Annotated in this window: 32 protein-coding genes and 1 riboswitch; of the genes, 30 read left to right on the forward strand and 2 right to left on the reverse strand. The window is 67.2% G+C overall.

Going from position 1 to position 26363, the window contains the following annotated elements; genetic code table 11:
* Positions 1-43: 43 nt before the first annotated feature.
* Complete coding sequence (locus DIE21_RS30485) at positions 44-1813, reverse strand: ABC transporter ATP-binding protein/permease (RefSeq protein ID WP_124501166.1); 1770 nt, start codon at positions 1811-1813, stop codon at positions 44-46.
* Positions 1814-2082: 269 nt separating this feature from the next.
* A riboswitch (TPP riboswitch) is annotated at positions 2083-2206 on the forward strand.
* Between the two features lie 234 nt (positions 2207-2440).
* On the opposite strand from DIE21_RS30485, the gene DIE21_RS30490 reads away from it, so the two are divergent.
* The 29 genes from DIE21_RS30490 to tatC all read left to right on the forward strand — a co-directional run bounded on the left by DIE21_RS30490 (position 2441) and on the right by tatC (position 23971).
* Positions 2441-3577: an FAD-dependent oxidoreductase gene (locus DIE21_RS30490; RefSeq protein ID WP_124501167.1), complete on the forward strand. Its 1137-nt coding sequence runs from the start codon at positions 2441-2443 to the stop codon at positions 3575-3577.
* A gap of 32 nt (positions 3578-3609) precedes the next feature.
* The gene (gene thiS, locus DIE21_RS30495; protein ID WP_124501168.1) at positions 3610-3807 is read left to right on the forward strand and encodes a sulfur carrier protein ThiS; all 198 of its coding nucleotides are present in this window, start codon (positions 3610-3612) and stop codon (positions 3805-3807) included.
* 38 nt (positions 3808-3845) lie between these two features.
* Entirely contained in the window at positions 3846-4661 is an 816-nt protein-coding gene (locus DIE21_RS30500) for a thiazole synthase (RefSeq protein ID WP_124501169.1), read from the forward strand.
* Positions 4658-5782, forward strand: coding sequence for a thiamine phosphate synthase (thiE, locus tag DIE21_RS30505; protein ID WP_124501170.1), 1125 nt, complete (start codon positions 4658-4660; stop codon positions 5780-5782). The genes DIE21_RS30500 and thiE overlap by 4 nt, the downstream gene beginning before the upstream one ends.
* Before the next feature lie 84 nt (positions 5783-5866).
* Positions 5867-6688, forward strand: a complete 822-nt coding sequence (locus tag DIE21_RS30510; protein ID WP_124501171.1) for an ABC transporter ATP-binding protein — start codon at positions 5867-5869, stop codon at positions 6686-6688.
* Positions 6685-7452: a lipid asymmetry maintenance ABC transporter permease subunit MlaE gene (gene mlaE, locus DIE21_RS30515; RefSeq protein ID WP_124501172.1), complete on the forward strand. Its 768-nt coding sequence runs from the start codon at positions 6685-6687 to the stop codon at positions 7450-7452. The genes DIE21_RS30510 and mlaE overlap by 4 nt, the downstream gene beginning before the upstream one ends.
* Positions 7453-7476: 24 nt before the next feature.
* Positions 7477-8037 carry an outer membrane lipid asymmetry maintenance protein MlaD gene (mlaD, locus tag DIE21_RS30520; protein ID WP_124501173.1) on the forward strand — a complete coding sequence of 187 codons (561 nt, stop codon included), beginning with the start codon at positions 7477-7479 and terminating at the stop codon, positions 8035-8037.
* 32 nt (positions 8038-8069) lie between these two features.
* Entirely contained in the window at positions 8070-9035 is a 966-nt protein-coding gene (locus DIE21_RS30525; RefSeq protein WP_124501197.1) for a VacJ family lipoprotein, read from the forward strand.
* 110 nt (positions 9036-9145) lie between these two features.
* Positions 9146-9775: a phospholipid-binding protein MlaC gene (locus DIE21_RS30530; RefSeq protein WP_124501198.1), complete on the forward strand. Its 630-nt coding sequence runs from the start codon at positions 9146-9148 to the stop codon at positions 9773-9775.
* Positions 9772-10047, forward strand: coding sequence for a lipid asymmetry maintenance protein MlaB (locus DIE21_RS30535; RefSeq protein ID WP_124501174.1), 276 nt, complete (start codon positions 9772-9774; stop codon positions 10045-10047). Before DIE21_RS30530 ends, DIE21_RS30535 begins: the two co-directional genes overlap by 4 nt.
* A 192-nt stretch (positions 10048-10239) precedes the next feature.
* A complete protein-coding gene (locus DIE21_RS30540; RefSeq protein WP_124501175.1) occupies positions 10240-11166 on the forward strand; it encodes an ABC transporter ATP-binding protein in 927 nt (308 codons plus the stop codon).
* The gene (locus tag DIE21_RS30545) at positions 11163-12017 is read left to right on the forward strand and encodes an ABC transporter permease (RefSeq protein WP_260432563.1); all 855 of its coding nucleotides are present in this window, start codon (positions 11163-11165) and stop codon (positions 12015-12017) included. The genes DIE21_RS30540 and DIE21_RS30545 overlap by 4 nt, the downstream gene beginning before the upstream one ends.
* Positions 12018-12067: 50 nt before the next feature.
* The gene (locus tag DIE21_RS30550) at positions 12068-12307 is read left to right on the forward strand and encodes a BolA family protein (protein ID WP_006477131.1); all 240 of its coding nucleotides are present in this window, start codon (positions 12068-12070) and stop codon (positions 12305-12307) included.
* Positions 12308-12320: 13 nt separating this feature from the next.
* A complete protein-coding gene (gene murA / locus DIE21_RS30555) occupies positions 12321-13670 on the forward strand; it encodes a UDP-N-acetylglucosamine 1-carboxyvinyltransferase (protein WP_124501177.1) in 1350 nt (449 codons plus the stop codon).
* Positions 13667-14320 carry an ATP phosphoribosyltransferase gene (gene hisG / locus DIE21_RS30560; protein WP_006751807.1) on the forward strand — a complete coding sequence of 218 codons (654 nt, stop codon included), beginning with the start codon at positions 13667-13669 and terminating at the stop codon, positions 14318-14320. Before murA ends, hisG begins: the two co-directional genes overlap by 4 nt.
* A 24-nt stretch (positions 14321-14344) precedes the next feature.
* A complete protein-coding gene (hisD, locus tag DIE21_RS30565; protein ID WP_124501178.1) occupies positions 14345-15661 on the forward strand; it encodes a histidinol dehydrogenase in 1317 nt (438 codons plus the stop codon).
* A gap of 121 nt (positions 15662-15782) precedes the next feature.
* Positions 15783-16856 carry a histidinol-phosphate transaminase gene (gene hisC / locus DIE21_RS30570; protein WP_124501179.1) on the forward strand — a complete coding sequence of 358 codons (1074 nt, stop codon included), beginning with the start codon at positions 15783-15785 and terminating at the stop codon, positions 16854-16856.
* A 65-nt stretch (positions 16857-16921) separates the two neighbouring features.
* Entirely contained in the window at positions 16922-17509 is a 588-nt protein-coding gene (gene hisB / locus DIE21_RS30575; RefSeq protein ID WP_011546606.1) for an imidazoleglycerol-phosphate dehydratase HisB, read from the forward strand.
* A 62-nt stretch (positions 17510-17571) separates the two neighbouring features.
* Positions 17572-18192 carry a MarC family protein gene (locus DIE21_RS30580; RefSeq protein WP_124501180.1) on the forward strand — a complete coding sequence of 207 codons (621 nt, stop codon included), beginning with the start codon at positions 17572-17574 and terminating at the stop codon, positions 18190-18192.
* Entirely contained in the window at positions 18189-18830 is a 642-nt protein-coding gene (gene hisH / locus DIE21_RS30585; RefSeq protein ID WP_057924765.1) for an imidazole glycerol phosphate synthase subunit HisH, read from the forward strand. Before DIE21_RS30580 ends, hisH begins: the two co-directional genes overlap by 4 nt.
* A gap of 163 nt (positions 18831-18993) precedes the next feature.
* Positions 18994-19749, forward strand: coding sequence for a 1-(5-phosphoribosyl)-5-[(5-phosphoribosylamino)methylideneamino]imidazole-4-carboxamide isomerase (gene hisA, locus DIE21_RS30590; protein ID WP_124501181.1), 756 nt, complete (start codon positions 18994-18996; stop codon positions 19747-19749).
* A 106-nt stretch (positions 19750-19855) separates the two neighbouring features.
* A complete protein-coding gene (gene hisF / locus DIE21_RS30595; RefSeq protein ID WP_011350732.1) occupies positions 19856-20629 on the forward strand; it encodes an imidazole glycerol phosphate synthase subunit HisF in 774 nt (257 codons plus the stop codon).
* Positions 20629-21045 carry a phosphoribosyl-AMP cyclohydrolase gene (gene hisI / locus DIE21_RS30600; RefSeq protein ID WP_124501182.1) on the forward strand — a complete coding sequence of 139 codons (417 nt, stop codon included), beginning with the start codon at positions 20629-20631 and terminating at the stop codon, positions 21043-21045. The genes hisF and hisI overlap by 1 nt, the downstream gene beginning before the upstream one ends.
* Positions 21042-21407 carry a phosphoribosyl-ATP diphosphatase gene (locus DIE21_RS30605; RefSeq protein WP_044845953.1) on the forward strand — a complete coding sequence of 122 codons (366 nt, stop codon included), beginning with the start codon at positions 21042-21044 and terminating at the stop codon, positions 21405-21407. The genes hisI and DIE21_RS30605 overlap by 4 nt, the downstream gene beginning before the upstream one ends.
* A 71-nt stretch (positions 21408-21478) precedes the next feature.
* Positions 21479-21871 (forward strand): hypothetical protein, encoded by a 393-nt coding sequence (locus DIE21_RS30610; protein WP_124501183.1) that lies wholly within the window; start codon positions 21479-21481, stop codon positions 21869-21871.
* A gap of 29 nt (positions 21872-21900) precedes the next feature.
* Positions 21901-22266 (forward strand): histidine triad nucleotide-binding protein, encoded by a 366-nt coding sequence (locus tag DIE21_RS30615; RefSeq protein WP_124501184.1) that lies wholly within the window; start codon positions 21901-21903, stop codon positions 22264-22266.
* Between the two features lie 93 nt (positions 22267-22359).
* On the forward strand, positions 22360-22590 hold the full coding sequence (tatA, locus tag DIE21_RS30620; protein ID WP_034183658.1) for a Sec-independent protein translocase subunit TatA: 231 nt from the start codon (positions 22360-22362) through the stop codon (positions 22588-22590).
* Positions 22591-22616: 26 nt separating this feature from the next.
* On the forward strand, positions 22617-23147 hold the full coding sequence (gene tatB, locus DIE21_RS30625) for a Sec-independent protein translocase protein TatB (RefSeq protein WP_124501185.1): 531 nt from the start codon (positions 22617-22619) through the stop codon (positions 23145-23147).
* Positions 23148-23188: 41 nt separating this feature from the next.
* Entirely contained in the window at positions 23189-23971 is a 783-nt protein-coding gene (gene tatC / locus DIE21_RS30630; protein WP_124501186.1) for a twin-arginine translocase subunit TatC, read from the forward strand.
* A gap of 220 nt (positions 23972-24191) precedes the next feature.
* Here tatC and DIE21_RS30635 read toward each other — a convergent pair whose 3' ends face one another.
* Positions 24192-25397, reverse strand: a complete 1206-nt coding sequence (locus DIE21_RS30635) for a Do family serine endopeptidase (protein ID WP_124501187.1) — start codon at positions 25395-25397, stop codon at positions 24192-24194.
* A gap of 21 nt (positions 25398-25418) precedes the next feature.
* Between DIE21_RS30635 and DIE21_RS30640 the strand changes: the two genes are divergently transcribed.
* Positions 25419-26165, forward strand: a complete 747-nt coding sequence (locus DIE21_RS30640) for a Nif3-like dinuclear metal center hexameric protein (RefSeq protein WP_124501188.1) — start codon at positions 25419-25421, stop codon at positions 26163-26165.
* The last annotated feature ends 198 nt before the right edge of the window (positions 26166-26363 follow it).

The raw sequence follows: 26363 nt of genomic DNA on the forward strand, positions 1-26363 counted from the left end.
ACGAGAAGGCCGGCGCCGCATGCGCCGGCATTTTGTTTTGCGGTTACGCGGCGACCTTGTCGCTGTCGTGCACGCGCTCGACGTTGATCGTGCCGACGTGGAACGCGGCCAGCGACTCGCGATGCGCAATGCTGACGATCGCGGCCTTCGGCAGCCGTTCGGCGAACAGGTGATAGAGCCGCGCTTCGTTGTCGGCGTCGAGCGCGCTCGTCGCTTCGTCGAGGAACAGGAAGTCCGGCTTGTGCAGCAGCACGCGCGCGCCGGCGAGGCGCTGCTGTTCGCCCGGCGACAGCACGCGCGTCCAGTGCGCGGTCTCGTCGAGGCGCCCGACGTAGTCTTCGAGGCGGCACGCGCGCAGCGCGTCGCGGCAGGCATCGTCGGTGAACGCGTCGGGCGTGGCCGGGTAGGTGAGCGCGGCCTTCAGCGTGCCGATCGGCAAGTAGCTCGTCTGCGGCACGAACATCATCCGCGCGCCGACCGGCGCGTCGATCGCGCCGTCGCCGAACGGCCACAGGCCCGCGAGCGCGCGCATGAACGTGCTCTTGCCGGAGCCCGACTTGCCGATCACGAGCCAGCGCGAGCCGGGTTCGATCGTCACGTTGCCGATGTTGGCGAGTGCATTGCCGTTCGGCAGCGCGAGCTTCAGCGACGACGTCGACAGCTTCGCGGCATCGACGTAGTGCAGGTTGATGCCGCCGTGCTCGGTCGCGGGAGACAGGCTTTCCTTCAGGTGCGACGTACCCATCACGCGCTTGAATTCGCGCAGACGGTTGACGGTGGCGCGCCATTCGACGAGGGTCGAGTAACTGTTGATGAACCACGAGAACGAATCGCTGACGGTGCCGAACGCGGACGAGATCTGCATCAGCACGCCGAACGAGAACGCGCCCGCGAAATAGCGCGGCGCCGCGACGACGAGCGGGAAGATGATCGCGATCTGGCCGTAGAAGCTCAGCACGAACGTGAGGCGCTTCGTGTACTTCATCACGCGCCACCAGTTGTCGCGAATGCGCATGAACAGGCTCTGCGCGTTGCCGGTCTCGGTTTGCTCGCCGTCGTAGAACGCGATCTGCTCGGCGTTCTCCCGCACGCGAATCAGCCCGAAGCGGAAATCGGCCTCGACGCGCTGCTGCTGGTAGTTGATCGACACGAGCGGGTGCCCGACCTTCTGGATGATCAGCGAGCCGACCACCGCGTACAGCGCGGCGGCCCACACCATGTAGCCGGGAATCGTGATCGGCGTCGCGCCGAGCGAGAACGTCAGCGCGCCGGCGAGCGACCACAGGATCGTGATGAACGACACGAGCGTGACGACCGTCGACAGCAGGTCGAGCGACAGCGCGAGCGTCGTCGTCGCGAACGACTGGAGGTCGTCGGTGATCCGCTGGTCGGGGTTGTCGGCGAGGCGGTCGCGTTCGATCCGGTAGAACGCGCGATCGCCGAGCCACTGGGCGAGAAAGCGGTCGGTGAGCCACTGGCGCCAGCGGAACCCGAGCATCTGCCGCAGGTAGCGGCCGTACACCGCGAGGATGATGAAGCCGAACGCGAGCGCGGAGAACTGCATCAGCAGGTTCGGGAAGTCGTGGACGTCCTTCGACTGCAGCGCGTTGTAGAACTGCGCGTTCCACTTGTTGAGCTTGACGTTGATCCAGACCACACAGAGGTTGATCACGATGATCGTGAGCAACAGCCCCCATGCGGTTTTCCATTCGGACGACACCCAGTAGGGCTTGATGAGGCTCCATGCGGATACCGGGCGCTCGTCCTGCGGCGCGTCGGAGACGGAGCGGACGGGATCGATCGATTGGGTCATGTGCTTCCTGATGAGTAGCCGGCGCGCGGGCCGGGCGAAGCCGGGCGCGCGCCGCGATACGGCATGCCGGGACGAGGTGCCGACTGACGGCGGGCGCACGGATGGTGGCCCGCGCGTCTTAAACGGCACTTAAGGCCGGCGGTGACGCGGCAACCGGCCGCTCGCGCGGCCGGCCTGCGGGCATTGTGCCAGAGCGGCGCGACGCGACGGCGAATTTGCCGCATGGGGGACAGTTTGCGGCGCTTTCCGCTTTTATGGTCTAATGGCCGACGACGAAACAGGGGTGCTTCGAGCGTGGCCGACGGGTCATTCCGGGCGACGCGGCGAGGCTGAGAAAGACCCTTCGCACCCGATCCGGGTAATACCGGCGAGGGAAGTTTCTGATCCCGCCGGGCCGCGCTGGCTGCCATCCCACATGGTCAGCGCCCGAGTCCCGCCCGGCCGGCCTTTGCTGCCGGTTTCGTCCTTTTGGGTACGCGCATTGCGCGTTACGGAAGGAATGATGACCGCTCAATCTTCAGTCTTTTGCGCTGTTCCCGAACCGCTGTCGCGTGCGTTGGCACGGGACGGCGCGTGCGCGTCGATGTCTGTCGCACGGGCCCGCGCGGTTCGCGGGGAGGGCACGCGATGAACGTCCACGTTTCCCGGCCGGATTTCGCGGTACTCGGCGGCGGCCTCGTCGGCCGCCTGATCGCGTGGCGGCTCGCGGGCGACGGGCATCGCGTCGCGCTGTACGAGCGCGGCGGCCCCGACGGCGAGCAGTCGGCCGCGTGGATCGCTGCGGCGATGCTCGCGCCGCTCGCCGAGGCGGCGAGCGCCGAGTTGCTGATCACCGAGCTCGGCGTCGCATCGCTCGCGCGCTGGCCGCAATGGCTCGCGGAACTGCCCGAACCGGTGTTTTTCCAGCATCACGGCACGCTCGTCGTCTGGCATCACGCGGATCGCGCGGAGGCGCCGCTGTTCGAGCGGCGCGTGCGCGCGAACGCGCCGGCCGAGCTGTTCGACGGCGGCTTCGTCGCGCTGGCCGGCGCGCAGGTCGACGCGGCCGAGCCCGCGCTCGCGGGGCGCTTCGCGCGCGGCCTGATGCTGCCGCGCGAAGGGCAGCTCGACAACCGTCAGGCGCTGCGCGCGCTCGCGGCGGGCCTCGCGCAGCGCGGCGTCGAATTGCACTGGCACGCGACGATCGACGACGCGAACCGGCCCGACGCGCATTTCACGATCGATTGCCGCGGGCTCGGCGCGAAACCCGCGCTGCCCGCGCTGCGCGGGATCCGCGGTGAAGTCGCACGCGTGCGCGCGCCCGGCATCGGGCTCACGCGGCCCGTGCGGCTGCTGCATCCGCGCTATCCGCTGTACATCGCGCCGAAACAGGACGACCTGTACGTAATCGGCGCGACCGAGGTGGAGGGCGAGGACATGTCGCCCGTCAGCGTGCGTTCCGCGCTCGAACTGCTGAGCGCGGCGTTCTCCGTGCATCCGGCGTTCGGCGAGGCACGCATCCTCGAACTCAATGCGCAGTGCCGCCCGACGCTGCCCGACCACCGCCCGGCAGTGATCTGGGACGGTGCGACGACGCTCGCCGTCAACGGCCTGTACCGGCACGGCTTCATGATCGCGCCGGAAGTCGCGCACGCGGCGGTCGCGTTTGCCGAAGCCGCGCTCGGCGGCGCGTTCGGTGACGCCGACGCATTCGCCGCGTGGCGCGATGCCGCGCGCTGGCCGGCGCTCCTCCATCACCGCGACGACGCGCGCCAGCCGGCCTGACGCGCGCCGCCGACCGAATTCGATCAAGCCTCATGGATATCCAGATCAACCAACTGACCCTGACGCTGCCCGACGGCGCGACGGTGGCCGACGCGCTGGCCGCATACGGCGCGCGTCCGCCATACGCGGTCGCGCTGAACGGCAATTTCGTCGCGCGCACGCAGCATGCGGCGCGCGCGCTTGCGACGGGCGACAAGCTCGACGTGGTGCACCCCGTCGCGGGCGGCTGAGCGCCGCCGGTTCGCCCCCGCTCTTCCAGGAAAACGACATGACGTCCCTCACTTCCGCCGACGCGCTGACGCTGTACGGCGAAACCTTCGCAAGCCGCGTGCTGCTCGGCACGTCGCGCTATCCGTCGCTGCAGTCGCTGTCCGATTCGATCGCCGCGTCGCGACCCGGGATGGTGACGGTCGCGCTGCGCCGCCAGATGACCGGCGGCACCGCCGAGGCCGGCTTCTTCGACCTGCTCAAGCACCACGCGGTGCCGCTGCTGCCGAACACGGCCGGCTGCCAGACCGTCGCCGAGGCGGTGACGACCGCGCACATGGCGCGCGAGGTTTTCGACACCGACTGGATCAAGCTCGAGCTGATCGGCGACGACTACACGCTGCAGCCCGACCCGGTCGGGCTGATCGAGGCGGCCGCGCAACTGGTCAAGGACGGCTTCAAGGTGCTGCCGTACTGCACCGAGGATCTCGTGATCGGCCGGCGCCTGCTCGACGCCGGCTGCGAGGCGCTGATGCCGTGGGGCGCGCCGATCGGCACCGGCAAGGGCGTCGTGAACCCGTACGGGCTGCGCGTGCTGCGCGAGCGGCTGCCGGACGTGCCGCTGATCGTCGACGCCGGGCTCGGCGTGCCGTCGCATGCGTGCCAGGTCATGGAATGGGGCTTCGACGGCGTGCTGCTGAACACGGCCGTGTCGCAGGCCACGCACCCGGAGATCATGGCGCGCGCGTTCGCGCAGGGCGTCGAGGCCGGCCGTGCGGCCTATCTCGCCGGGCCGATGGATGCGCGCGATACCGCGCACGCGAGCACGCCGGTGGTCGGGATGCCGTTCTGGCACCAGGACGGGGGCGGTGCATGAGCGCGCGCTTCGCCGATGCCTTCTGGCCGCCGGCCGACGAGCTGGCCGAAGCGGCCGAGCGGATTCGTGCCCGCCTCGGCGACTGGCCGAGCGGCACGACGCCGTGGCGACTGTGCGTCGCGGCGCCCGACGTGCCGGCCGGCGGCGACGTGCTGATCGTGTCGGCCGGCGACCGTGCCGCGCAGGCGCGCGCGTCGGCCGCATCGCGCCCCGCGTCGCCGGACGCGGTCGCGATCGAGTTCGACGAGCACGGCGCGGCGCTGCATGCCGCGGGCGTGCGCTACGCGCTGGAAGCCGCGCATCCGCTCGCCGACGACTGGATCGCGGCGCTCGCCGCGTTCCTCGATTGCGGTTTCGCGCCGATCGACGCGCTGGTGCTCGCGCTGGCGTGGCGTGACGGCGACGAAACGCGCGGCGCGGATGCGTGGCCGGTCGACGCCGCGCGGTTCCCGCGCGTCGCCGATCTGGCCGCCGCGCCCGAGCCCGCATTTCCGCCGTGCCCCGCGCAACTCGGCCTCTATCCGGTCGTCCCGGATGCCGAATGGGTCGAGCGGGTGCTTGATTGCGGCGCGCGGACCGTGCAGCTGCGCGTGAAAGGCACGAACCCCGACGCGTTGCGCCGCGAAGTCGCGCGTGCGGTCGCGGCCGGGCGCCGCTATCCCGATGCGCGTGTGTTCATCAACGATCACTGGCAGATCGCGGTAGAAGAGGGTGCGTACGGCGTCCATCTGGGGCAGGAAGACCTCGAGACGGCCGATCTGGCCGCGATCGCGCGCGCCGGCCTGCGGCTCGGGCTGTCGAGCCACGGCTATTACGAAATGTTGCGCGCCTTGCACGAGCGCCCGAGCTACCTGGCGCTCGGTCCCGTGTATGCGACCGCGACCAAGGCGGTCGCGGCGCCGCCGCAGGGCCTCGCGCGGATCGCCCGCTATGCACGCTTCGCCGGGGCGCGGGCGCCGCTCGTCGCGATCGGCGGCGTGGGGCTCGACGCATTGCCGGACGTGCTGGCGACGGGCGTCGGCAGCGTCGCGGTCGTCAGTGCGGTCACGGGCGCCAGCGATTATCGGGCGGCAATTGTTGCATCGCAGCAATGTTTTGCCCGACAATTTGACAATCATTGACCGCAGGGCCCGGAACGGCGTCACGACATCATTCCAATGCAGGCCCTATAATTCGGCGTTCTGCGTAAAAGGACTGTCAGCTCCGTGAGCCCCACTCCTACCGAGACACTGCTGCAACTTCGCGACGTCGACTTTGGCTACGGCGACCGCCTCGTCCTGTCGAACCTGAACCTGCGTTTCGGGCGCGGCCAGGTCGTCGCTGTCATGGGCGGGTCGGGTTGCGGCAAGACGACCGTGCTGCGCCTGATCGGCGGCCTCGTGCGCGCACGCCGCGGCCAGGTGCTGTTCGACGGCGCCGACGTCGGCGCGCAGACGCGCGACGGCCTGTACGCGCTGCGCCGCAAGATGGGCATGCTGTTCCAGTTCGGCGCGCTGTTCACCGACATGTCGGTGTTCGAGAACGTCGCGTTCGCGCTGCGCGAACACACCGACCTGCCCGAAGAGCTGATCCGCGACCTCGTGCTGATGAAGCTCAACGCGGTCGGGCTGCGGGGCGCGCGCGACCTGATGCCGTCCGAGGTGTCGGGCGGGATGGCGCGCCGTATCGCGCTCGCGCGCGCGATCGCGCTCGATCCGCAACTCATCATGTACGACGAGCCGTTCGCGGGCCTCGATCCGATCTCGCTCGGCATCACCGCGAACCTGATCCGCACGCTGAACCAGGCGCTCGGCGCCACGTCGATCCTCGTCACGCACGACGTGCCGGAATCGTTCGCGATCGCCGACTACGTGTATTTTCTGGCCAACGGCGGCGTGCTCGCGCAGGGTACGCCTGACGAGCTGCGCGCGTCGACCGATCCGAGCGTGCGGCAGTTCATCGACGGCGCGCCGGACGGCCCGTTCAAATTTCATTACACGAGCCCGCCGCTGGCAGCGGATTTCGGGCTCGGCGGAGGACGCGCATGATCAGCGCGATCGGACGTTACGTCATGGGCGGCCTCGTGCGCGCGGGCTACGGCACGCGGCTGTTCGTGCGCCTCGTGCTGGAATTCTTCCCGCTGCTGCGCCGGCCGCGGCTGGTCACGAAGCAGATCCACTTCCTCGGCAACTATTCGTTCGTGATCATCGCCGTGTCGGGCCTGTTCGTCGGCTTCGTGCTCGGCCTGCAGGGCTACTACACGCTGAACCGCTATGGGTCCGAGCAGGCGCTCGGCCTGCTGGTCGCGCTGTCGCTCGTGCGCGAGCTCGGCCCGGTCGTGACCGCGCTGCTGTTCGCGGGCCGCGCGGGCACGTCGCTCACGGCCGAGATCGGCCTGATGAAGGCCGGCGAGCAGCTCACCGCGCTCGAGATGATGGCCGTCGACCCGATCAAGACGGTGATCGCGCCGCGCCTGTGGGCCGGCATCATCGCGATGCCGCTGCTCGCCGCGATCTTCAACGCGGTCGGCGTGCTCGGTGGTTATTTCGTCGGGGTCGTGCTGATCGGCGTCGATCCGGGCGCGTTCTGGTCGCAGATGCAGGGCGGGGTCCAGGTGTGGGCCGACGTCGGCAACGGCGTGATCAAGAGCATCGTGTTCGGGTTCGCCGTGACCTTCATTGCGCTGTTTCAAGGGTATGAAGCGAAGCCCACGCCCGAGGGCGTGTCGCGCGCGACGACCAAGACGGTCGTATTCGCGTCGCTCGCCGTACTCGGCCTCGATTTCCTGCTGACCGCGCTGATGTTCAGCTAAGCCTCAGCCAAGCCAAATTTTGGGATGACGATGAAAAAGACTGCTCTCGACTTCTGGGTCGGCCTGTTCGTGGTGGTGGGCTTCCTTGCGGTGCTGTTCCTGGCGCTCAAGGTCGGCAACATGAGCTCGCTGTCGTTTCAGCCGACCTACTCGGTGAGGATGAAATTCGACAACATCGGCGGGCTGAAGCCGCGCGCGGCCGTGAAGAGCGCGGGCGTCGTGGTTGGCCGCGTGAAGGCGATCGGCTTCGACACCAATACGTATCAGGCGCTCGTGACGATCGACGTCGACGGCCAATACCCGTTCCCGAAGGATTCTTCGGCGAAGATCCTGACGTCCGGCCTGCTCGGCGAGCAGTACATCGGCCTCGATCCGGGCGGCGACACCGAAATGCTGAAGGCGGGCGACACGATCACGATGACGCAGTCGGCAATCGTGCTCGAGAACCTGATCGGCCAGTTCCTGTACAGCAAGGCGGCCGACGCGGGCGGCGCGAAGCCGGCAGCCGGCGCATCGGCCGCGCCGGCCGCGCCCGCACCGGTCGCGGTGCCGGCGTCCGCGGTGTCCGCGTCGCCCGCCCAATAACCACACGAGAGCAAGACAAGAGGGTAATGACCATGCAGACGATCCGCATCAGGCACGCCGCGCTCGCCGTGGCAGCAGTCGCCGCGTTGAGCGGTTGCGCGACCGTGCAGACGCCGACCAAGGGCGATCCGCTCGAAGGCTTCAACCGGTCGATGTACAAGTTCAACGACACGGTCGACACGTATGCGCTGAAGCCGGTTGCGAAGGGCTACCAGTACGTGGTGCCGCAGCCGGTGCGCGACAGCGTGACGAACTTCTTCTCGAACATCGGCGACGTTTACATCGCGGCGAACAACATCGTGCAGCTGCGGATCGCGGACGGCGTCGGCGACATCATGCGCGTCGTGATCAACACGGTGTTCGGCGTCGGCGGCCTGTTCGACGTCGCGACGATCGCGAAACTGCCGAAGCATACCGCCGACTTCGGGATCACGATGGGCCGCTACGGCATGCCGTCGGGCCCATACCTCGTGCTGCCGCTGCTCGGCCCGAGCACGCTGCGCGACACGGCAGGCCTCGGCGTCGACTACGTCGGCAACCCGCTCACCTACGTGAAGCCGGACGGCCTGAGCTGGGGCCTGTTCGGCGTGAACCTCGTCAACACGCGCGCGAACCTGCTCGGCGCGGGTGACGTGCTGGATGCCGCGGCGCTCGACAAGTATTCGTTCGTGCGCAACGCGTACCTGCAGCGCCGCCAGATGCTGATCGACAACGCGCGCGGCGAGGCCTCGACGACGTCGAGCAACGATGCGCTGCCGAAGTACGACCTGCCGGACGACGGCGCGGCACCAGCGGCAGCCGGCGCGGCCGGTACGGCGGGCGCGGCGGCAGTCGGCGGGGCGACGGCACCGGCCGGCGCATCGGGCGCGGCCGTTGCCGTACCGGCGTCGGGCAGTGCCGAATCGCCGAACCCGGCGAGTGCAACGAACGTGCCGGCCATGCAGATGACGCCGCCCGCACCGGGCGGGTTCCGCTTCCCGAGCATCAAGCTGCACTGACCCGCTTACATTCGTTACAGCCGGAAACGATTCAGTCGGTAGCGCGCGCGAACTTGCGCGTAAGCTACCGGCTCCAACCTTCGCATCGACTCTTCATGCAGGTCTCCATGATGAAAAAACTGTTCCTGATCCCTGTTTTCGCGGCGCTGTTCTCGTTCGGCAGCGCAGCTCACGCGCAAGTCGACCAGTCGAACCCGCAGGTGCTGATCAAGACGGCGACGCAGCAGGTGCTCGACGAGGTCAAGCAGCAGACGATCAAGCAGGGCGACACCAACCGCATCATCACGATCGTCAACAAGGACATCCTGCCGTACACCGATTTCCGCCGCACGACGCAGCTCGCGATGGGCCGCAACTGGCGCGCGGCGTCGGCCGAGCAGCAGCAGCAGGTTCAGGAGCAGTTCAAGCTGCTGCTGATCCGCACGTATTCGGGCGCGCTCGCGCAGCTGAAGCCGGACCAGCAGATCCAGTACCCGCCGTTCCGCGCCGATCCGGCCGACACCGACGTCGTCGTGAAGACGGTCGCGATGAACAACGGCCAGCCGGTCCAGATCGACTACCGCCTGTACAAGACGGCCAACGGCTGGAAGGTGTATGACCTGAACGTGCTCGGCGCGTGGCTGATCCAGACGTACCAGCAGCAGTTCAACGAGAAGATCCAGCAAAGCGGCGTGGACGGCCTGATCAAGTTCCTGACGCAACGCAACCAGGAACTTGCCGCCGGCAAGCAGGCGTCGTGAGCGGCTTCGCAGCCAGCTCCTCGCTGACCGTCGCGAGCGCGAAGTCCGCGCTCGCGGACGGTCTCACGCGCATCGACGCGGGTGCCACCGCCGTCGATTGCGCGGCGCTGACGCAGTTCGATTCGTCCGCGCTCGCCGTGCTGCTCGCATGGCAACGTGCCGCGAAAGCGCGCGGTGCGGCGCTCGACATCCTCAATCTTCCCCCGAAGCTCGCCAGCCTCGCGAGCGCCTACGGCGTCGACGCGCTCATCGAAGGCACCGGGCGACATTGACCCTGTCCGACCGAAGCCCGCCGCGCCAGCCGGCGCGCGCACGCTTCAGGCCGCGCGCCTCCGGCGCCGGCCCCACCAGCCGGTTTGCCCTATAATCAAGCGTTTTGCGGGGCAGCCAATCGGCGTCCGGCCCCCATTTTCATTCGCAGCAAGCACAGAATAGGCGTCGCGGCCCTTGCGCCGCGCACAGTCATGTCAGCCATAGAAATCCGTCACGTCAGGAAGCGCTACAAATCGCTTCAGGCGCTCAAGGGCGTCAGCCTGTCGGTCGAGGAAGGCGAGTTTTTCGGTCTGCTCGGCCCGAACGGCGCAGGCAAGACCACGCTCATCAGTATTCTCGCCGGGCTCGCCCGGGCCGATGAAGGCAGCATCTCGGTGCTCGGCCACGACGTCGTCAAGGACTTCCGGGGTGCGCGCCGCGCGCTCGGCGTCGTGCCCCAGGAACTCGTGTTCGACCCGTTCTTCACCGTTCGCGAGACGCTGCGGATCCAGTCCGGCTACTTCGGGCTGCGTCGTAACGACGACTGGATCGACGAAGTGATGGCCAATCTCGACCTCACCGAGAAGGCCGACGCGAACATGCGTGCGCTGTCGGGCGGGATGAAGCGCCGCGTGCTGGTCGCGCAGGCGCTCGTGCACCGGCCGCCCGTGATCGTGCTCGACGAGCCGACCGCCGGCGTCGACGTCGAACTGCGCCAGACGCTGTGGAAATTCATCTCGCGGCTGAACCGCGAGGGCCACACGATCGTCCTGACCACCCATTACCTCGAGGAAGCCGAGTCGCTGTGCGACCGCATCGCGATGCTGCGTCGCGGTGAAGTCGTCGCGCTCGATCGCACCGACGCGCTGCTGCGCCGTTTCGCGGGGCTGCAGCTGTACCTGCGGCTCGCAACGGGCGCGCTGCCCGCCGAGCTGCGCGGGCTGGAGACCGATCCGGCCGCGCGCGCGCCGGGCGAGCACCTGCTGCGCCTGTCGAACTACGACGATGTCGAGCGTATCCTCGCGCAGTGCCGCGCGGCGGGTTGCACGTTCGACGAGATCGAGGTCCGCAAGGCCGACCTCGAAGATGTGTTCGTCCAGGTGATGAACGGGGCAGAAGTCGTCGAGGGGCTGGCATGAATAAACAACCCCCACGCGAACTGCGTTCGCTCGGGGGGGCGCAGCCCCCCCGTTCCCGCCAAACTCCTGAACCCGGCGCTGTCGGGCGAGTGACGGGAAGCGGTTTTCAAACGCTGTTCTACAAGGAACTCCTGCGCTTCTGGAAGGTGTCGTTCCAGACGGTATGCGCGCCGATCGTGACGGCGCTGCTGTATCTGACGATCTTCGGCCACGCGCTGTCGGGCCGCGTCGAGGTGTATCCGGGCGTCGAGTACGTGAGCTTTCTCGTGCCCGGCCTCGTGATGATGAGCGTGCTGCAGAATGCGTTCGCGAACAGCTCGTCGTCGCTGATCCAGTCGAAGATCACCGGCAACCTCGTCTTCATGCTGCTGCCGCCGCTGTCGTACCGCGACATCTTCGGCGCGTACATGCTCGCATCGGTCGTGCGCGGGCTCGCGGTCGGCACGGGCGTGTTCGTCGTGACGATCTGGTTTATCCCGATGCATTTCGCGGCGCCGTTGTTCATCATCGCGTTCGCGCTGCTCGGCTCGGCGATCCTCGGCACGCTCGGGCTGATCGCCGGGATCTGGGCCGAGAAGTTCGACCAGCTCGCCGCGTTCCAGAACTTCCTGATCATGCCGCTGACGTTCCTGTCCGGCGTGTTCTATTCGACGCACTCGCTGCCGCCCGTGTGGCGCGAGATCTCGCGTCTCAACCCGTTTTTCTACATGATCGACGGCTTCCGTTACGGGTTCTTCGGCGCGTCCGACATCAACCCGCTCGCGAGCCTCGCGATCGTCACCGGTTTCTTCGTGCTGCTCGCGGTGTTCGCGATGCGGCTGCTCGCGACCGGCTACAAACTGCGTCATTGATATCGACGGCGGCGGCCGCCACGGGCGGCGCGCGCCGACAGGAGCCCCTCATGTTGCCGACTCCCGAACAGGTCAAGCAATACATCGCCGGCGGTCTCGCCTGCACTCATCTGGAAGTCGAAGGCGACGGCCAGCATTTCTTCGCGACGATCGTGTCGGCGGCCTTCGAAGGCAAGCGGCCGATCCAGCGGCACCAGCTCGTCTATGCGGCGCTCGGCGATCGCATGAAGCAGGAAATCCACGCGCTCAGCATGAAGACGCTGACGCCCGCCGAATGGCAGAACGCATAACCGGAACCACTGAGTGCAAGTCACCGTCAACGAGCGCGATGCCGTCCAGAGCGTCGCCACGGCACACCCGGCCGTCAACGGGGAATCGCAAGGACATGGGATGGACAAGCTGGTGATCGAAGGCGGTCGCCGGCTGTCGGGCGAGATCGTCGTGTCGGGCGCGAAGAACGCCGCGCTGCCGATCCTGTGCGCGGGGCTGCTCAGCGCCGAGCCGGTCGAGCTCGACAACGTGCCGAACCTGAAGGACGTGCGCACCACGCTGAAGGTACTGAACCAGATGGGCGTGAAGAGCGAAACGGACGGCTGCCGCGTGCAGCTCGACGCGTCGCGCGTCGACAACCTCGTCGCGCCGTACGAGCTCGTCAAGACGATGCGCGCGTCGATCCTCGTGCTCGGGCCGCTGCTCGCGCGCTTCGGCGAGGCGAAGGTGTCGCTGCCGGGCGGCTGCGCGATCGGCGCGCGTCCGGTCGACCAGCACATCAAGGGCCTGCAGGCGATGGGCGCCGAGATCAGCATCGAGCACGGCTTCATCGAGGCCCGCGCGAAGCGCCTGAAGGGCGCGCGCATCGTGACCGACATGATCACGGTGACGGGGACGGAAAACCTGCTGATGGCCGCGACGCTGGCCGACGGCGAGACGGTGATCGAGAACGCGGCGCGCGAGCCGGAAGTGAGCGATCTCGCGCACTTGCTGGTCGCGATGGGCGCGAAAATCGACGGGATCGGCACCGACCGCCTCGTGATCCAGGGCGTCGAGCGGCTGCACGGCGCGCGCCATTCGGTGATTCCCGACCGCATCGAGGCCGGCACGTTCCTGTGCGCGGTCGCGGCGGCGGGCGGCGACGTGATGCTGACGGGCGTGCGTCCGCACATCCTCGACGCGGTGATCGACAAGCTGCGCGAGGCCGGCGTGTCGATCGAGGAAGGCGACAGCTGGCTGCGCGTGAAGATGGACCGCCGGCCGTCGGCGGTGACGATCCGCACGTCGGAATACCCGGCGTTCCCGACCGACATGCAGGCGCAGTTCATGGCCCTCAATTCGGTCGCGACGGGCACCGCGCAGGTCGTCGAGACGATCTTCGAGAACCGCTTCATGCACGTGCAGGAACTGAACCGGCTCGGCGCGAACATCACGATCGACGGCAACACGGCACGCGTGACCGGCGTCGACAAGCTGTCCGGCGCGACCGTGATGGCGACCGACCTGCGTGCGTCGGCGAGCCTCGTGATCGCCGGGCTGCGCGCCGAAGGCGAAACGCTCGTCGACCGCATCTATCACCTGGACCGCGGCTACGACCGCATGGAAACCAAACTGACCGCCGTCGGCGCGAACGTGCGCCGCCTCTCCGGGAGCCAAGCATGACCGCGCCGCTGACCCTCGCCCTGTCGAAGGGCCGGATTTTCGAGGAAACCCTGCCGCTGCTGGCGGCCGCCGGCGTGCAGGTGGCCGAGGATCCGGAAACGTCGCGCAAGCTGATCCTGCCGACGACCGATCCGAACCTGCGCGTGATCATCGTGCGCGCGAGCGACGTGCCGACCTATGTCGAATACGGCGCGGCCGATTTCGGCGTGGCCGGCAAGGACGTGCTGGTCGAGCACGGCGGCTCGGGCCTGTACCAGCCGATCGATCTGAACATTGCGCGCTGCCGGATGTCGGTGGCCGTGCCGGCCGGCTTCGACTACGCGAACGCGGTGCGCCAGGGCGCGCGCCTGCGGGTCGCGACCAAGTACGTCGAAACGGCACGCGAACACTTCGCCGCGAAGGGCGTGCACGTCGACCTGATCAAGCTGTACGGCTCGATGGAGCTGGCGCCGCTGGTCGGGCTGGCCGACGCGATCGTCGACCTCGTCAGCTCGGGCGGCACGCTGAAGGCGAACAATCTGGTCGAGGTCGAGGAGATCATGGCGATCTCGTCGCGCCTCGTCGTGAACCAGGCTGCGCTGAAGTTGAAGCGCGCGGCGCTCAAGCCGATTCTCGACGCGTTCGAACGCGCGTCGCAGAATGGCAACTGAGCGCATCACCGTAACGGAACTCCCATGGCCATCACCATCCGCAAACTCGATTCGACGAGCGACGGCTTCGACGCCGCGCTGCGTGCGGTGCTCGCGTTCGAGGCGAGCGAGGACGGCGCGATCGAGCAATCGGTCGCGAAGATTCTCGCCGACGTGAAGTCGCGCGGCGACGCCGCGGTGCTCGAGTACACGAACCGCTTCGACCGGCTGGACGCGAGCAGCATCGCGGCGCTCGAACTCCCGCAGGACGCGCTGCAGACGGCGCTCGACGGCCTCGCGCCGAAGGCGCGCGCGGCGCTGGAAGCCGCCGCCGCACGCGTGCGTGCGTACCACGAGAAGCAGAAGATCGAGTGCGGCACCCATAGCTGGCAGTACACGGAAAGCGACGGCACGGTGCTCGGCCAGAAGGTCACGCCGCTCGACCGCGTCGGCCTTTACGTGCCGGGCGGCAAGGCCGCCTATCCGTCGTCCGTGCTGATGAACGCGATTCCCGCGCGTGTGGCGGGCGTCGGCGAGATCGTGATGGTGGTCCCGACCCCGGACGGCGTGAGGAACGACCTCGTGCTCGCCGCGGCGCTGCTCGGCGGCGTCGATCGCGTGTTCACGATCGGCGGCGCGCAGGCAGTCGGTGCGCTCGCGTACGGCACCGAAACCGTGCCGGCCGTCGACAAGATCTGCGGGCCCGGCAATGCGTACGTCGCATCGGCGAAGCGCCGCGTGTTCGGCACGGTCGGCATCGACATGATCGCCGGCCCGTCGGAAATCCTCGTGCTGTGCGACGGCACGACCGATCCGAGCTGGGTGGCGATGGACCTGTTCTCGCAGGCCGAACACGACGAGCTCGCGCAATCGATCCTGCTGTGCCCGGATGCCGCGTTCCTCGCGCGCGTCGAGAAGGCGATCGACGAACTGCTGCCGACGATGCCGCGCCAGGACGTGATCCGCGCGTCGCTCGAAGGCCGCGGCGCGTTGATCAAGGTGCGCGACATGGCCGAAGCGTGCCGGATCGCGAACGACATCGCGCCCGAGCACCTCGAGATTTCCGCGCTGGAGCCGCAGCAATGGGGCCAGCAGATCCGTCATGCCGGCGCGATCTTCCTCGGCCGCTACACGAGCGAAAGCCTCGGCGACTACTGCGCGGGCCCGAACCACGTGCTGCCGACGTCGCGCACCGCGCGCTTCTCGTCGCCGCTCGGCGTGTACGACTTCATCAAGCGCTCGAGCCTGATCGAGGTCAGCGCCGAAGGTGCGCAGACGCTCGGCGAGATCGCCTCCGAGCTCGCGTACGGCGAAGGGCTGCAGGCGCACGCGCGCAGCGCCGAACTCCGGATGAAGGGGTGACACGCGCCGGAGCCGATGCCGACGCATCGGTCTCCGTCGACGAGGAGACCCCGCGCGGGGCGGCAGCCGCCGCCTTGCCGAGACCATTTGACGCCGGCGCGAAGCACGCCGGCTTGAGACCATGACGACGCCACAAGACATCATCCGCCGCGACGTGCTCGCGATGACGAGCTACCCGGTGCCCGACGCGAGCGGGTTCGTGAAGCTCGACGCGATGGAGAACCCGTATTCGCTGCCCGCGCCGCTCGCGGCGGCGCTCGGCGAGCGCCTCGCGCAGGTCGCGCTGAACCGCTATCCGGCGCCGCGCCCGGGCGCGCTGCTCGACAAGCTGCGCCGCGCGATGGGCGTGCCGGCCGCGTGCGACGTGCTGCTCGGCAACGGCTCGGACGAAATCATCAGCATGATGTCGGTGGCGTGCGCAAAGCCGGGCGCGAAGGTGCTCGCGCCGGTGCCGGGCTTCGTGATGTACGAACTGTCCGCGAAGTTCGCGCAGCTCGAATTCGTCGGCGTGCCGCTCAAGGCCGACCTGACGCTCGACGCCGACGCGATGATCGCGGCGATCGCCGAGCACCGGCCCGCGATCGTCTACCTCGCGTACCCGAACAACCCGACCGGCACGCTGTACGACGAAGCCGACGTCGAGCGGATCATCGCGGCCGCACGGCACAGCCTGATCGTGATCGACGAGGCGTACCAGCCGTTCGCGGAGCGCTCGTGGCTGCCGCGCGCCGCCGAGTTCGACAACGTCGTCGTGATGCGCACGGTGTCGAAGCTCGGCCTCGCGGGGATCCGCCTCGGCTATCTTGCCGGGCTGCCCGCGTGGCTGACCGAGTTTGACAAGGTGCGCCCGCCGTACAACATCAACGTGCTGACCCAGGCAACCGCCGATTTCCTGCTCGACCACCTCGACGTGCTCGATGCGCAGGCGGCCGAGTTGCGTGCGGAACGCACGCGCCTCGCGCAGGCCGTGGCCGCGCTGCCGGGCGCGACGGTGTTCCCGAGCGCCGGCAATTTCCTGCTGGTGCGCGTGCCGGACGCGGCGGCCGTGTTCGATGCGCTGCTCACCGAGCGGGTGCTGGTCAAAAACGTGAGTAAAATGCATCCATTGCTGGCCGAATGCGTGCGGCTGACCGTCGGTTCTCCCGACGAAAACGCGCGCCTGCTGGCTGCCTTGAAACTCGCGCTGCCCGGTTGAGCCCAGGGCGCGGCGGCGCGCGACGATCAATCCCCATTTACATCAGACTCATTCAAGGAATTGCCATGCGTGTGGCGGAAGTCGTTCGCAATACCAGCGAAACGCAGATCCGTGTGAAGCTCGATCTCGACGGTACGGGCCGGCAGAAGCTGGCCACCGGCGTGCCGTTTCTCGACCATATGCTCGACCAGATCGCGCGACATGGTCTGGTCGATCTCGAGGTCGAGGCGCATGGCGACACGCATATCGACGACCACCATACGGTCGAGGACGTCGGCATCACGCTCGGTCAGGCCGTCGCGAAGGCGATCGGCGACAGGAAGGGCATCCGCCGCTACGGCCATTCGTACGTGCCGCTCGACGAGGCGCTGTCGCGCGTCGTGATCGACTTCTCGGGCCGGCCGGGTCTCGAATTCCACGTGCCGTTCACGCGCGCGCGGATCGGCACGTTCGACGTCGACCTGTCGATCGAATTCTTCCGCGGGTTCGTGAACCACGCGGGCGTCACGCTGCACATCGATAACCTGCGCGGGATCAACGCGCACCATCAGCTCGAAACGGTGTTCAAGGCTTTCGGCCGCGCACTGCGCGCGGCGGTGGAGCTCGACGAGCGCGCGGCGGGGCAGATTCCGTCGACCAAGGGCAGTCTCTAACTTTCGAACGGACAGGACGTCAAGGACAACCTCACGGCTTCGGCGCGGCGCGCCGGCTTGCGATGGATCTGCTCAAATCGTTCATTTCGCTGCTGGCGCTGATCAACCCGGTCGGCGCGGTGCCGTTCTTCCTGAGCCTGACGGCGCAGCAGACGGACGACGAGCGGCGCCGCACGATCCGGATCGCGTCGGTGTCGGTGTTCTGCGTGATGACGGTGACGACGCTGCTCGGGCAGCAGATCATCAACTTCTTCGGCATTTCGGTCGGCTCCCTTGAAGTGGGCGGCGGGATCATCATGTTGCTGATGGCGATCAACATGCTGAACGCGCAGATCGGCAACACGCGATCGACGCCGGAGGAGCGCCACGAGGCCGAGCTGAAGGACAACATCGCGGTCGTGCCGCTGGCGATTCCGCTGCTCACGGGCCCCGGCTCGATCAGCACGGTGATCATCTATGCGGCGAACTCGCATCACTGGTATGAGCGGGCCGGGCTGGTCGCGATCGGCGGGGTCCTGGCTGTGCTGTGTTTCTTCGCGATGCGGCTCGCCGAGCCGATCGCGAACTGGATCGGCCGCACGGGCATCAACATCGCCACGCGGCTGATGGGTCTGATGCTGTCGGCGCTGGCGGTGGAATTCATCGTCAATGGACTGAGGGCGCTACTGCCTGCACTGAGATGAAAACTTCGATTGCGATTGTGGATTATGGGATGGGCAACCTGCGCTCGGTCGCGCAGGCGCTCAAGAAGGCCGAACCGGCCGCCGACGTGGCGATCGTCGACACGCCGGCCGCGATTCGCGCGGCCGACCGCGTCGTGCTGCCCGGCCAGGGCGCGATGCCGGACTGCATGCGCTGCCTCGGCGAATCGGGGCTGCAGGAAGCGGTGATCGAGGCGTCGCGCACGAAGCCGCTGCTCGGCGTGTGCGTCGGCGAGCAGATGCTGTTCGACTGGAGCGCGGAAGGCGACACGAAGGGCCTGGGCCTGTTGCCCGGCAAGGTCGTGCGCTTCGAGCTCGACGGCCAGCTGCAGGACGACGGCTCGCGCTTCAAGGTCCCGCAGATGGGCTGGAACCGCGTGCGCCAGTCGCAGCCGCACCCGCTGTGGGACGGCGTGCCCGACGACGCGTATTTCTACTTCGTACACAGCTATTACGTGAAGCCGGACAACCCGGCGCACACGGTCGGCGAAACGGCATACGGCGCGCCGTTTACGTCCGCGGTCGCGCGGGACAATCTCTTCGCGACCCAATTCCACCCCGAGAAAAGCGCGGAGGTCGGGTTGCGTCTGTATCGCAACTTCGTACACTGGAAGCCGTAAACGTCGCGTGCGTGCCACAGTGGGCGGGCCGGAGAGGCCCGCGTTGCAGGGCTCGCGCGCTTATGCGCCGAAAGAGTTGTACTAAACTAGCGAGACGGCGCGACACCGGTTTGGCCGGTACGCGCCGGATTCTTTTCTTTTTCCACGACGACACCCGATTGCTATGTTGCTGATTCCGGCCATCGATCTCAAAGACGGTCAGTGTGTGCGCCTCAAACAAGGCGATATGGACCAGGCCACGATTTTCTCCGAGGACCCGGCGGCGATGGCCCGCAAGTGGGTCGATCTCGGCGCCCGGCGACTGCATCTGGTCGACCTGAACGGCGCGTTCGCCGGCAAGCCGAAGAATCTCGAGGCGATCGAAGCGATCCTCGACGAAGTCGGCGACGAAATCCCCGTGCAGCTCGGCGGCGGCATCCGCAGCCTCGAGACGATCGAGAAGTATCTCGACGCCGGCCTTTCCTACGTGATCATCGGCACGGCGGCCGTGAAGGATCCGGGCTTCCTGCAGGACGCGTGCACCGCGTTCGCGGGCAACATCATCGTCGGCCTCGATGCGAAGGACGGCAAGGTTGCGACCGACGGCTGGAGCAAGCTGACGGGCCACGAGGTGATCGATCTCGCGCGGAAGTTCGAGGACTACGGCGTCGAATCGATCGTCTATACGGACATCGGCCGCGACGGGATGCTGCAGGGCATCAACATCGAGGCGACCGTGAAGCTCGCGCAGGCGGTCGGCATTCCGGTGATTGCCAGCGGCGGGCTGTCGAACCTCACCGACATCGAGAACCTCTGCGAAGTGGAGGAACATGGCGTCGAAGGCGTGATCTGCGGCCGTGCGATCTACTCCGGCGATCTCGATTTCGCGGCCGCGCAAAAGCGCGCGGACGAACTGAACGGCGAACTCGACAACGCGTAAGCGCGGTCGTTCCGTTCGCCGGGGCTGCCAGCAGGCGGCCCCGACCGGAAGCCTCGCGCGAGGCTTCCGTAACCGGCCGTCCCATCGCGGCATTTGGCGCAACATCATGGCTCTAGCTAAACGCATCATCCCCTGCCTGGACGTGACTGCCGGGCGTGTCGTCAAGGGCGTCAACTTCGTCGAACTGCGCGATGCCGGCGACCCCGTCGAAATCGCCCGCCGCTACGACGACCAGGGCGCCGACGAACTGACGTTCCTCGACATCACCGCGACCTCCGACCAGCGCGACCTGATCCTGCCGATCATCGAAGCCGTCGCGTCGCAGGTCTTCATTCCGCTGACCGTCGGCGGCGGCGTGCGCGCCGTCGAGGACGTGCGGCGCCTGTTGAATGCCGGCGCGGACAAGGTCAGCATGAATTCGTCGGCGGTCGCCAACCCGCAGCTCGTGCGTGACGCGGCCGACAAGTACGGCTCGCAGTGCATCGTCGTCGCGATCGACGCGAAGCGCGTGTCGGCTGACGGCGAGACGCCGCGCTGGGAAGTCTTCACGCACGGCGGCCGCAAGAACACGGGCCTCGACGCGATCGAATGGGCGCGCAAGATGGCCGAGCTCGGCGCGGGCGAGATCCTGCTCACGAGCATGGACCGCGACGGCACGAAGTCGGGCTTCGACCTCGCGCTCACGCGCGGCGTGTCGGACGCGGTGCCGGTGCCGGTGATCGCGTCGGGCGGCGTCGGTTCGCTGCAGCACCTCGCGGACGGCATCAAGGACGGCCGCGCCGATGCGGTGCTGGCCGCGAGCATCTTCCACTACGGCGAGCACACGGTCGGCGAGGCGAAGCGCTTCATGGCCGACCAGGGCATCCCGGTGAGGCTGTGATGAATACCGAAACGAAATCCCTGCCCGCGTGGCTCGACAAGGTCCGCTGGGACGACAACGGCCTCGTGCCGGTGATCGCGCAGGAAGCGTCGACGAACGACGTGCTGATGTTCGCGTGGATGAACCGCGAGGCACTGGCGAAGACGATCGAGACGCGGCGCGCGGTCTACTATTCACGTTCGCGCAAGCGCCTGTGGTTCAAGGGCGAGGAGTCGGGCCACGTGCAGCACGTGCACGAGGTGCGGCTCGACTGCGACGAGGACGTCGTGCTGCTGAAGGTCGAGCAGGTGTCGGGCATCGCGTGCCACACCGGCCGGCATTCGTGCTTCTTCCAGAAATTCGAAGGCCCCGTGGACACCGGCGACTGGGTCGCGGTCGAGCCGGTGCTGAAAGATCCCGAACACATCTACAAATGACGCAATCGACCGAAGACACGCTGCTGCGCCTCGCGGCCGTGATCGATAGCCGCAAGGGCGGCGACCCTGAACAATCGTACGTGTCGCGCCTGTTCCACAAGGGCGACGACGCGGTGCTGAAGAAGATCGGCGAAGAGGCGACCGAAGTCGTGCTGGCCGCGAAGGACGTGCGCCAGGGCGGCGCGCCGACGGCGCTGGTCGGCGAGGTGGCCGATCTGTGGTTCCACTGCCTGGTGATGCTGTCGCATTTCGACCTGAGCCCGGCCGACGTGATCGCCGAACTCGAGCGCCGCGAAGGGCTGTCGGGCATCGAGGAAAAGGCGCTGCGCAAGCGCCGCGAGCGCGAGGAAAACGGCGGGTGACGGCAGACGGCCTGCCGCGCCGGCAACAGTGCGGTAAGCTGTAAGAATTGTCATCTAACGGGGGTAGCATCATGACCGATACGCCGAGCCAGTTTCCGACGCCGTCGGTGCCGGACGCAGCGGACGCCGAGCGGCTGAACGGTTTGCGCACGCTGACGCACGTGCTGTACGGCCTCTACGCGATTCATTGGCTGACGGGCGGCGTCACCGGCATCATCGCGATCATCATCAACTACGTGAAGCGCGGCGATGTGGCCGGCACGCCGTATGCCGATCATTTCGAGTGGCAGATTCGCACGTTCTGGCGCGCGCTGATTGCGTATGTGATCGGCTTCGCGCTGATGTTCGTGGTGGTGGGATTCGTCATCATGTTTGTCACATGGATCTGGACGCTGTACCGTATCATCAAGGGTTGGCTGTACCTGAACGACAACAAGACGCTCGATCCGCAGGCCTGGTTCTGACCGGCGCGCGGGCGTTTCGCAGGAGCAACATGAGTCACGATCCGAATTGCCTGTTCTGCAAGATCGCGGCGGGCGAGATCCCGAGCACGAAGGTGCACGAGGACGACGAATTCGTCGCGTTCCGCGACATCCGCCCGGCGGCCGAGACGCACGTGCTCGTGATTCCGCGCCGGCACCTGCCGACGCTGTCGGCGGCGAGCGAGGACGATGTGCCGATGCTCGGCCGGCTGATGCTGCTCGTCGCGCGTCTGGCCGACCAGCTCGGCGTCGCCTACACGGACGGCGAAACCGGTTTTCGCACGGTGATCAACACGGGCCCCGGCGGCGGGCAGGAGGTCTACCACCTGCACGCGCATATCCTGGCCGGCCCGCGCCCGTGGCTGCGGATGGGTTGACGCGGCGGGGCGTTTCCCCGCATCGATAGTCGAAGCCGGCGTGCCGCCGGCGATTTGCGCCGCGACGCGGCGTGGTTGAGGAGAGGTTTCATCATGGGTGGATTGAGCATTTGGCACTGGCTGATCGTGCTGCTGATCGTCGCGCTGGTTTTCGGTACGAAGAAGCTGCGCAACATCGGCAACGACCTCGGCAGCGCCGTGAAGGGTTTCAAGGACGGCATGAAGGAAGGCGAGACGCCGGCGGACGCGCAGCAACTGCCGCGCTCGGGCTCGGTCGACGTCAACGCGAAGGAAACGACGCGTTCCGACTCGAACAAGGCGTAACGCCGGCACGCTGACAGGCATTCGCGATGCTGGATCTTGGTCTTTCGAAGATGGCGCTGATCGGCGTCGTCGCGCTCGTGGTGCTCGGCCCCGAGCGCCTGCCGCGCGTCGCGCGCACGGCGGGCGCATTGTTCGGCCGCGCGCAGCGGTACATCAACGACGTGAAGGCCGAGGTCTCGCGCGAAATCGAACTCGACGCGTTGCGGACGATGAAGACCGATTTCGAGTCGGCCGCGCGCAATGTCGAGACGACGATTCACGACAACCTGCGCGAGCATGAGAAGGAACTGAACGACACGTGGAATTCCGCGGTCGGCGGCCTTAACGAAGGCTCGGTCGATGCCGGCACGTACGGCTCCGACACGCCCGCGGCGCCGTCGTGGCGCGGCAGCACGGCCGCGCTCGCGTCGAAGCGTCGCAACTGGCGTGTGAAGCAGGCGGCGACGCCTGTCTGGTACAAGCGCGCGACGACCCGCCGCACGCACGTGCAGTCGGGCGCCGCACGTGTCGCGCGCCATCAGCCGGCCAGCCTGCGCCGGCCGACGCGCTTCTTCTGAGCCGAGCGCATGCTCGCTCGTCAATCCTACCGAGGGCCGGTGTGAGCGACCCCCAGCAGAATCCGGGCGACGCCCCGGAAGAAACCTTCATTTCCCATCTCGTCGAGCTTCGCGATCGCATCATTCGCGCGGGGCTGGCCGTGATCGTCGTGTTCCTCGGGCTCGTGTACTGGGCGCCCGACATCTTCCGGCTGCTCGCGCGGCCGCTGATGGAAAACCTGCCGAAGGGCGGCAGGATGATCGTGACCGACGTCACCGGTTCGTTCTTCGTGCCGATGAAGGTCACGATGCTCGTCGCGCTCGTGATCGCGTTGCCGGTCGTGCTGTACCAGATCTGGGCGTTCGTCGCACCGGGCCTGTACCAGCACGAGAAGAAGCTCGTCGTGCCGCTCGTCGGCAGCAGCTACGTCCTGTTCCTGGGCGGGATGGCATTCGCGTACTTCCTCGTGTTCCCGACGATCTTCCGCGTGATGGCGCACTATAACGCGCCGCTCGGCGCGGAGATGTCGACCGACATCGACAACTACCTGAGCTTCGTACTCGGGATGTTCATCGCATTCGGGGTGACGTTCGAGGTGCCGATCGTCGTCGTGCTGCTCGTCCGGATGGGCGTGCTGACGCTGAAGAAGCTGAAGGAGATGCGGCCGTACGTGATCGTCGGCGCGTTCGTCATCGCGGCGGTCGTCACGCCGCCGGACGTCTTCTCGCAGCTGATGCTCGCGCTGCCGCTCATCGTGCTGTTCGAGATCGGGCTGCTGGCCGCGCGGTTCTTCGTGCCGAAGCCGGCGGCAGAACCCGAGGCGGAGAACGGCGCCGCGAGTTGACGAAGGCGCGGCGCGCGTTGGCCGGCAGGATGGCCACCGTCGATGCCCCCTCCGCATCGTTGAAGCACGACAGGTGACGGGAACGAGCAGCCGGTGAGGGCGAACGCGGCGTCACCGCGGTGAAAGCGCTTCGATGCAAAGCAAAAGGGCAGCTCAAAACGGGCTGCCCTTTTCATTTCCGTCTGCCTGCAAGCGGTGCATAGGCACCGCCTGCCGGACGTCACTCGCTGTCGCTGTCCTGTTCGTCGAGCGTCTGCTTCGGCGGCGGCGGGCGCTTGCCGATCACGACGTTCACGTCGAACTCCTTGCCCTTGCGCACGACGTGCACCTTGGTCGCTGTGCCCGGCTTGATCTGCGCGACGGTGTTCAGCAGCTTCGTCGTATCGGTGATTTCGTCGCCGTTCACGCTCACGAGGATGTCGCCCGGCTTGATGCCGGCCTTGTCGGCCGGGCCGCCCTGCAGCACGCCCGCGACGATCGCGCCCGACTTCTGCTGGAGCCCGAACGACTCGGCGATCTCCGGCGTGACGTCCTGCGGCTCGACGCCGATCCAGCCGCGCGTGACCGAGCCCGTCGTGATGATGCTTTCGAGCACGGTGCGCGCGGTCGACACGGGGATCGCGAAGCCGATGCCGAGCGAGCCGCCCGAGCGCGAGTAGATCGCCGTGTTGATGCCGAGCAGGTTGCCGTTCACGTCGACCAGCGCGCCGCCCGAGTTGCCGGGGTTGATCGGCGCGTCGGTCTGGATGAAGTTCTCGAACGTGTTGATGCCGAGGTGATTGCGGCCGAGCGCGCTGATGATCCCCATCGTGACCGTCTGGCCGACGCCGAACGGGTTGCCGATCGCGAGCACGACGTCGCCGACCCGCGACTGGTCCGAGCGGCCGAGCGTGATCGTCGGCAGGTTCGTCATGTTGATCTTCAGCACGGCGAGGTCGGTTTCGGGGTCGATGCCGATCACCTTCGCGGTGGCCGTGCGGCCGTCGGCGAGCGCAACCTCGATCTGATCGGCGCCGTCCACGACGTGCTGGTTCGTTAGAATGTAACCTTCCGGGCTCACGATAACGCCGGAGCCGAGGTTGGCGGCGGGTTCGTCCTGCTGCTTGCGGGCGTTGCGGTCGCCGAAGAAGTAGCGGAACAGCGGATCCTTCGCGCGCGGATCGGGCGGCAGCGAGCCGTCCTTGCTGGAGAAGACGTTGACGACGGCGGGCATCGCCTTTTGCGCGGCCTCGGCATACGAGGTGGTCGCCGGGGCACCGCCGATGCCCGGCGCGACTTCCCGCAGCGCGACGATCGGCGTGGCGAGCTGCTTGCCGAGCTGTCCTTGCCGTTGCAGCCATTGCGGCTTGAGCGTCACGACGATGAACATCAGCGCGAGCAGTACGGTCACCGCCTGCGCGAAGAACAGCCAGAAGCGTCTAAGCATCTGAATGGATTAGAGGTTTATATGGATCGGATCGAACTCGAATTGTACTTGAACAATACCCTTGAAATCGCGCGCTTCAAGGACTATTGCCCGAACGGCCTGCAGGTCGAGGGGCGCCGCAAGATCGAGAAGATCGCCACCGGCGTGACGGCGTCGGTAGCCTTCCTCGAAGCCGCGCTCGAATGGGGGGCGGATGCGGTACTCGTCCACCACGGCTATTTCTGGCGCAACGAGGCGCCGCAGATCACGGGCCGCAAGTACCGGCGCCTGAAGCTGCTGCTCGCGAACGACCTGAACCTGTTCGCGTTCCACCTGCCGCTCGACGCGCATCCCGAGTTCGGCAACAACGCGCAGCTCGGCGAGAAGCTCGGACTGATCGGCGAACAGCGTTTCGGCGACGGCGACCTCGGCTGGATGGCCACGCTGCCGATGCCCGTCACGCTCGAGCACTTCGTCGCGAAGGTGGAGAACACCCTTGGCCGCACGCCGCTCGTGCTCGGCGATCCGGAGATGCAGCTGCGCCGCATCGCGTGGTGCACGGGCGCCGCGCAGAGCTATTTCGATGCGGCGATCGAGGCCGGCGCCGACGTGTTCCTGACCGGCGAGGTGTCGGAACCGGTCACGCACGCGTCGGCCGAGAGCGGCGTCGCGTTCGTTGCGGCAGGGCACCATGCGACCGAACGCTACGGAATCCAGGCGCTTGGGCACCACTTGTCCGAAGAATTCGATATCGAACACCTTTTTATCGATATTCATAATCCGGTCTGAACGACGGATTTGCGGCAGCGCACCGAAACTTCGCAATGTAGCGAACGCTTAAAAGTGAAATGATTTAATTGCTCCGATAGTGGGGGAAAACCCTTGACTATCAATTACTTCGAAGGGATTTTCATCTCCGGGCCTTGTAAATGGCGACTCCATTCGAGCAAACTAGCGGCGGAATGGAAAGTCGTGACGGAAAATCCA

Origin of the sequence: Burkholderia sp. Bp9140, assembly GCF_003853425.1 — a bacterium.
In the GTDB taxonomy this organism is placed as follows: domain Bacteria; phylum Pseudomonadota; class Gammaproteobacteria; order Burkholderiales; family Burkholderiaceae; genus Burkholderia.